This is a genomic window from Bifidobacterium sp., from assembly GCF_050874245.1.
Classification (GTDB): Bacteria; Actinomycetota; Actinomycetes; order Actinomycetales; family Bifidobacteriaceae; genus Bifidobacterium.
Window position 1 is genome coordinate 1 of the sequence record NZ_JBNMKH010000084.1, and the last position, 7,058, is coordinate 7,058.

The 7,058-nt window shown below is 56.5% G+C and carries 6 protein-coding genes; 4 read left to right on the top strand and 2 right to left on the bottom strand.

The features are described from left to right. Together ACR0P8_RS08020 and ACR0P8_RS08025 are read right to left on the bottom strand one after the other, a co-directional pair. The coding region (locus ACR0P8_RS08020) for a glycosyltransferase family 2 protein (protein WP_432624582.1) at positions 1 to 1,332 on the bottom strand (1,332 nt) is incomplete at its 3' end. Between the two features lie 15 nt (positions 1,333 to 1,347). Next, positions 1,348 to 1,647: a WhiB family transcriptional regulator gene (locus ACR0P8_RS08025; RefSeq protein ID WP_432624583.1), complete on the bottom strand. Its 300-nt coding sequence runs from the start codon at positions 1,645 to 1,647 to the stop codon at positions 1,348 to 1,350. A gap of 393 nt (positions 1,648 to 2,040) precedes the next feature. Between ACR0P8_RS08025 and ACR0P8_RS08030 the strand changes: the two genes are divergently transcribed. The 4 genes from ACR0P8_RS08030 to ACR0P8_RS08045 all read left to right on the top strand — a co-directional run bounded on the left by ACR0P8_RS08030 (position 2,041) and on the right by ACR0P8_RS08045 (position 7,012). Beyond that, positions 2,041 to 3,318 (top strand): LCP family protein, encoded by a 1,278-nt coding sequence (locus ACR0P8_RS08030; RefSeq protein ID WP_432624586.1) that lies wholly within the window; start codon positions 2,041 to 2,043, stop codon positions 3,316 to 3,318. Between the two features lie 70 nt (positions 3,319 to 3,388). Then, complete coding sequence (locus ACR0P8_RS08035; RefSeq protein WP_432624584.1) at positions 3,389 to 4,774, top strand: LCP family protein; 1,386 nt, start codon at positions 3,389 to 3,391, stop codon at positions 4,772 to 4,774. A 68-nt stretch (positions 4,775 to 4,842) separates the two neighbouring features. Next, positions 4,843 to 6,630, top strand: coding sequence for an FtsK/SpoIIIE domain-containing protein (locus ACR0P8_RS08040; protein ID WP_432624585.1), 1,788 nt, complete (start codon positions 4,843 to 4,845; stop codon positions 6,628 to 6,630). Between the two features lie 103 nt (positions 6,631 to 6,733). Further along, on the top strand, positions 6,734 to 7,012 hold the full coding sequence (locus tag ACR0P8_RS08045) for a WhiB family transcriptional regulator (protein WP_003809589.1): 279 nt from the start codon (positions 6,734 to 6,736) through the stop codon (positions 7,010 to 7,012). Positions 7,013 to 7,058 lie beyond the last annotated feature (46 nt).

Genomic DNA, 7,058 nt, shown 5'->3' on the forward strand with positions numbered 1-7,058 from the left:
GGCACGAAAGACATTCCAGAACATCGCCACGGTCCAGATGGCGGCAACCAAAGCCGAGCCAACCGCAAACCCCCATCTACGTAGAAGGCGCTTACGCAGATGCGCCTTGCCAAGAGGGCTGAGCAGAACGGTTCCCTGCTGATCGTGGAAAGCACGACGACGATCTCGCCATTCCCTGATCTGCTGACGATTCGCGGCGAGCATGGACAACGACTTGATCGCAACCTTGCTCTGGCCGCGCAACCGAACACGCGCCCGCCATGCGCCGGGAAGATGCAGTAACGCACGCCAGGGAATCGCCAATTCGCAGCAGGCATGATATGGCTGTTTACGGGTCAGGCAAAGCACCGCCAAAGCCAACGATTGAATGATGGACCATAGCCAAAGCAACGGCCACCACGAACGGTGCATATCGGTATATGCATATTTGACGTTGGCTTCACGTATGGCAAGGTATGGATCGATGCGTCCATCCTCATCTTCCACAGGGCGACCGTTTTTGGAACGGATGCCCTCGAAGCGTGCCCTCCGATGAGCGATGCGCGCTTGGGGAACCACCGCGACACGACCTCCGCCAAGACAGATACGCCGGCATAGGTCCTTGGACTCGGCGAACGTCCCAAACCACGGATCGGCCCCTTCGAACGCGCGCAGCGTGGACAACGGCACTAATGCTCCGGACAGGGAAACCGCCAGCACATCCTGCCGGCCATCGTACTGTTCCTGATCAGGCTCGCCGTCAACCACCAAGGAGACCGCATCGTGATGTCCCGCATACAAACCGACATTATGAAGGTTCTCCGCCTGCCAATCCAGCTGCTTGGAGCCGAGAAGAGACACCGTTGGGGTATTCCTCCACGCGTCGAGCAATGTTTCAAGGCATCGGTCATCGGCCGGACGGGAATCGTCATGGAGCGTCCATAGAGCACGGATGCCGGCGTCCATATCAATCTGGTTCACCGCGCGCATCACCGCATCCATGAAGGAGACCGCTTCCTTCACCCCGGCCAAAATGACACGCACCGTTTTGGCCTCGGGGACCTCGGTGAGCACATCCTCCGACGAATGGATGACATCGAATGTCATCTGCATGGGCCGCTCAATCCGTCCCGTGCAATCGGCGACGATGATCATCGCCGGCAGCACGCGCTGGGCAAGCACCGCGCTGACAGTGGATCCCAGAAACCGCAGATCATATTGCGCGGTGACCACCGCGGCCACGGATATATCGACGTCCTGTTGATGCGTATATGGCCTGCTCTTGAGCAGATCCGTCACGATTGTTTGGATATCGCTGCTGGCGTTTGAATTCATAGTTTCAAGTGTACGCATGGGACGTGCCGTACGTTATGCCCGCTCCTTATGCTCTTTTTTATACCGACGGCGTTCCCGCTCGCTCATGCCGCCCCAAATGCCGAAACGCTCATCATGGTCAATCGCCCATTTCAGACACTGTTCCCGCACCTCGCACTGGGCGCACACCCTCTTCGCGTCTCTGGTCGAGCCGCCTTTTTCCGGGAAGAACGCCTCGGGATCGGTCTGCGAGCACAATGCCTTATGCTGCCAGGATACGTCATCATCCCGCTTGAACAGACCCCACAGCTCCACAAGCGGATTATCGGAAGACTCATCGATCACGCCCCACATGAGCCCTCCCCACAACATCTGTATTTTGTCTGTGCATACTCCGCACTGGTTCAGGATACACACACCACACATAAGTTTGTCAAATTCCAACGAGTCAATGACCATGTATCAGAAAAAATGTGATATAAGGAATCACCATTGCCATGTTCCAAAAGCGCAATGCCAACGGAAAATCAGACGCCACCTTTATAATGGTCTTTTTGGGTGGTGACGGTTTTCAAATCGCTCCGCGTCAAACGTCTCATCAATCAGGAAGGCAACACCGTGACAACATCCCCAGCCGGCAACAAGCTTCCTAATATCAATGGCTTTCAGGATACGAAGCCACGGCATAGCCTCGGGTACACGGTGCAACATCGAATCAGAACCATAATCTCCTTGGCACTCGCGGCGATGCTGGTGTTCGCAGGCACCGCCGCAGCCGCGACATGGCTGGATGTTGACGGCATCATCAGGAACAATTCCGTCAACGTGATCGGACAGGGATCGTTGGATGACGGTACCTCCATCATCGATCCGAATTCCGGACAGCCGATCGAATTCGTGCTGATCGGCCAGGATTCACGCGATGGCGCGGAGAACCAAGCCATCGGAGGCAGTTTCGATGACGTCGTTGGAGGCCATCAAGCCGACACCACCATGATTGTGCAGATCTCCGCCGACCGCAAGGAAATCAATCTGGTCTCCATCCCGCGTGACTCCTTGGTGGACGTGCCCCAATGCGAAACCTCAAAGGGCAAAATCCCCGCCCAATACAATGTCATGTTCAACTCGATATTCGCAGGCGCATACCAGACTGGAGGCGACCTCGCTTCGGCGGCGAGCTGCACCCTGAATGCAGTGAACAGTCTTACCGGACTGAACATCCAGAGCTTCATCGTCGTTGATTTCGCAGGATTGGTCAAGATGATCGATGCGGTCGGCGGAGTGGACCTATGCATTCCGCAAAACGTCGACGATCCGTATACCGGGCTCAAACTCAACAAGGGAATGCACCATCTTGATGGCGTGGCCGCAACCCAATACGCCCGCACCCGTCACGGATTGGGAGATGGCTCCGACACCTCGCGAACCACCCGGCAACAATACCTCATCAAACAGCTCATGAGCGAGGCCCTCAGCAAGAACCTGCTCACCGACACCGCACAGCTATACCAATTGGCGAAATCCGCGCTTAAATCGCTCAATATCTCCCAAGGTATGGCCGACACAGCGGCATTGGCCGGACTTGCCATGAGTCTGAAGGATTTCTCAATGACCAATCTGCAGACTCAGACCGTTCCTGTAGTACAGGCTCCTTCCGACCCTAACCGTTCCGTATGGACCGACGAGGCCGATACATTGTGGGAGAAGATGCGTCGCGGCAAACCTATTTTCGAAACCTCCGACTCCTCCTCCAAAGACACCGCCAATTCCAGCGAGTCCAACGACGATTCGAACGGCACGAATGGCGGCCAGTCGGATGAATCCACGGACAAGTCCTCCAACGAAACCCCCGACCCAGCCACCGGACTAATCACTGAAGCGGATGGCACACTGATTGATCCAAGCACCGGAGGAACCGTCGATCCGGAAGACGGTTCCATCCATGACGCGGTCACAGGACAGTACATCGGTCTTGCCGATCGGTATCTCAACGCAACAGTATGTGCCGTTCCAGCAAAGAACTAACGCATAACCACGCAATCACGTCCCTGCACGGTGTACATGGTGTAGGGACGATTTCATTCTGGGAGGAACCATGAGCGAAGACAACGGAACGAAAGGACCTGCGGGCGCACCACCGAGCTTCATTCCGGCATCGGGACGTAGAAAACAATCGGATTCCTCGTCCACAGGCTCATCCCATAGGTCAAACGAGGCAGACCAGCCTGTGAGCTTCGCTCCGGCCTCGCGCCACAATCGCGTCTCAACCACGGAAACGGCGAAACGCGCATCCCGGACATCCCCGACGTCGACGCCGCAGAGTTTCGCGCCTGCCACGGCACCATCGGAAAGGGCCCGCCGGCGGAATCAATCACCTGAATCATTCGCTCCGAAGGCATCCGACCGCACCATATCGAAGGCGCAACAGGTCCGAGGCTCCTCCTCCACTTCCGTTTCGACTAGAGAGATGGCTCCGCGCATGGGCACAGCATCAATTCCCATGAAGGCATCGGTCACGTCCACGAGGAAGGTCCATGTCGGACGTATCGTGCTCATCGCATTCCTCGTGATCGTTCTCGTACTTGGAATCGGAATCTTCGCCGCTTGGAATTGGGCCGACGGACAACTCAACAAGCAGAAATGGTTGACTTCCAAGGCTGACACTGCCGGTGAAAGCTGGCTTATCCTCGGTTCCGATGAAAGAGAAGGCACCATAGGAGACGCCGGTGACGTCGAGGGCTTCCGAACCGACACGATCCTTGTGCTCACCAAACCGAAGAATGGACCATCCTCGCTGATCTCCATTCCACGCGACTCACTTGTGGAAATCGATGGGAACTACATGAAGATCAATGCCGTGGCGCAGCTATATAGTCGCAAACAGCTCGTCAACGAGGTGGAGGATATCACCGGACAGAAGATCAACCATGTGGCGATGGTTCGATTTGGAGGTCTGGTCAAAGTCGTCGATGCGTTGGGCGGAATCGATCTGTGCTATGACCAGACGGTCAGCGATCCCTACTCGGGTTTGAATTGGACTTCGGGATGCCATAGCGTGGACGGCGCCACGGCACTCGCTTTCTCCCGTATGCGCTATGCGGATGCGCAGGGCGATTTCGGACGTGCCGCTCGCCAACGGCAGGTCATCAACGCCATCGTCAAAAAAGGAACGTCACGACAGACGCTGACTAATTTGGGTAAAACCAAGAAAGTTGCCGCCGCGGCACTGGATTCAGTGACGGTGGACGAAAAAACCTCGACTTCATCACTACTGAGCATGGCTCTTGCCTTCAAGAGCGCCTCTGGAAAGCACGGCATTTCGGGAAGCGTGTATTGGACCGACCCTGATTATTATGTCGATGGCGTGGGATCAAGCGTTTTGCTGGACACCGAACGAAACACCCAGCTTTTCTCCGAATTGGCTGACGGCACGCATTCCCCCGGAACGGTGGGAACGCTGGCGGAGAGTCAGCAGAACTGACGGCGACACGCCGAAAATGTGGATAACCCACGTTCTCAGACCACAACCCATGTTTCGACTTGCGCCAGATGGCTGACAGCATCCAGTCTGAAGCCATGCGCAATAGAAGACATCCCTGGCGACTGAACGAACAACGCCTCACCCTGCTCAGTTGGAGTGCGCCATTGTTGGCGCAACTCATCATGCTGACCATCATGTGCGTGCAACGCCAATGGATGTATGCGGCCATGCTGGCTCCGGGAATGCTCGGCAGCGCGCTCATGCTGGCCACGATGGTCATACGGGCCAAGCACGCGGAATCCTCCGGTGACAATGGGGATTTCGACATCGGCACCACATCATGCCGTCAGAACCAGACAAGCCCCGCTTTCGCATTCGAAGATTTGGCACGCGCAAGCTTCGAAGAGCTACACGGACTGCACGCGGAGATTCTGCCTTGGCGCGCCATCGTGCGCAATTGGATGGCTTCTCCACCGAACAGTGCCATCGGCGTATCGGAGTACGGCACATTCCGCATCAATCTGACCGCATTGGGACCGCACGCCATGGTTGCAGGCACCACAGGATCAGGTAAATCGGAACTACTTATCAGCTGGTGCATGGCATTAGCCATTCAACACAGTCCCAGAACCCTCCATTTTGTTTTTCTCGATTTCAAGGGTGGCTCCACATTCAACGCTTTGGAGCATCTGCCACACACCGTGGGCAATGTCTGTGACCTCGACCTCGCCCACGCCGTACGAGCGTTGAACGCCATCGAGCAGGAGCTGATTCGACGTGAGGCATTGGTAAGCGCCGAACGTGTCGCGCGCTTCGATCAACTCTCCCATCCCCCGGCGCGGCTCGTGGTAGTCATCGACGAATTCCACGCATTGCGCGACCGTCTGCCCGATTACATGCAGCGTCTGAATCGTCTGGCTTCCCTTGGTCGATCGCTCGGCATGCATCTCATCGTCTGCACGCAAAACCCCATGGGACAGGTTCATGCCGACATGAAGGCCAATATATCTTTGAACATCTGTCTACGTGTCACCGACCAGATGCAATCGAACGAGCTTATCGGCGTCAAAGACGCGGCACTGATTCCAGCCGCCTTCCCCGGTGCCGCATACTGCCATGACGGACAACACACGACACCGTTCCTTTGCAGCGCGGTGCACGATATCGACGCTCTGGTCAAAGCCGTCAACACCGCCGCAAAGTTCGATGGAATCGACAATCCGAAGCCGCTGTTCTCCGATCCTCTTAGCAAACAAGCCTCCATACGCGACCTCACGGTCCCGTCGGACAACATATGGCAGCGCGTCCCCTTCGCTCTTGGCGATGACGGCGTGCTCGTCTCCACCGCCTTCCTGGACGTGGGTCAAGGAAACATCGCCATAATCGGAGCATACGGCAGCGGCAAAACCAATCTGATGCTGCATTGCGCCAGCTGGCTGTACGGCACTGGCCGATGCGGCATAAGGTTCACGCGAAGGACCGATGCCGGATCGGTCACGGATGACGGCAGGGCTTCGCCTAAACATGAACGCGTCATCTGGTTCGTGGATGACGCCGATGCGATGTTGGATCCTTTCAGTCAATCGGAAGAAGCCGATGAGCTCAGACAGGCGCTGGCGGACCCCTCCATCACCGTGATCGCGGCGGTGGAACAACCACGAAGCGTTCTGCTTGATAGGTGTCTCACGCGCATAGTCTTTCCCAGCGGCGAACGATCCAACGATTTGATGCTGGGCGTCCCCGGTCCCATCCTGGATGGCTTCGGCGTCGACGACTACGCCATCCCCGGACGAGGAGCCTTCATCCAACAAGCAAAGGCATATCCTGTGCAATGCGTGGAATTCACAGGCTTTTAGGAATTCCTTGATTTCTTTTGCCCAGACTCTTGAAAAATATTCCGATTCGTGGTTATCTAAGTAACGGATAACATGCCGATTAAGGCAAGAGGAAGGCGATTACATGAGCAGTGCTTTTGATTGGCGAGCCAAGGCCGCATGCCGGGATAAGGATCCGGAGCTGTTTTTCCCCGTCGGCAACACCGGCGCCGCCTATCAACAAATCGAAGAGGCCAAAGCGGTTTGCCGCACCTGCAAGGTGATTGACGCATGCTTGAAATGCGCGCTGGACACCAATCAGGATTACGGCGTCTGGGGAGGTCTGAGCGAAGACGAGCGACGCGCGCTCAAGCGCCGCGCGATGCGTGCCCGCCGCTCCCAAGCCATGCAAATGCAGGTCTGATTCTTTTACGGAGCTTGTAAGGCGGCTGGGCCCGTTTCCCCAGGGA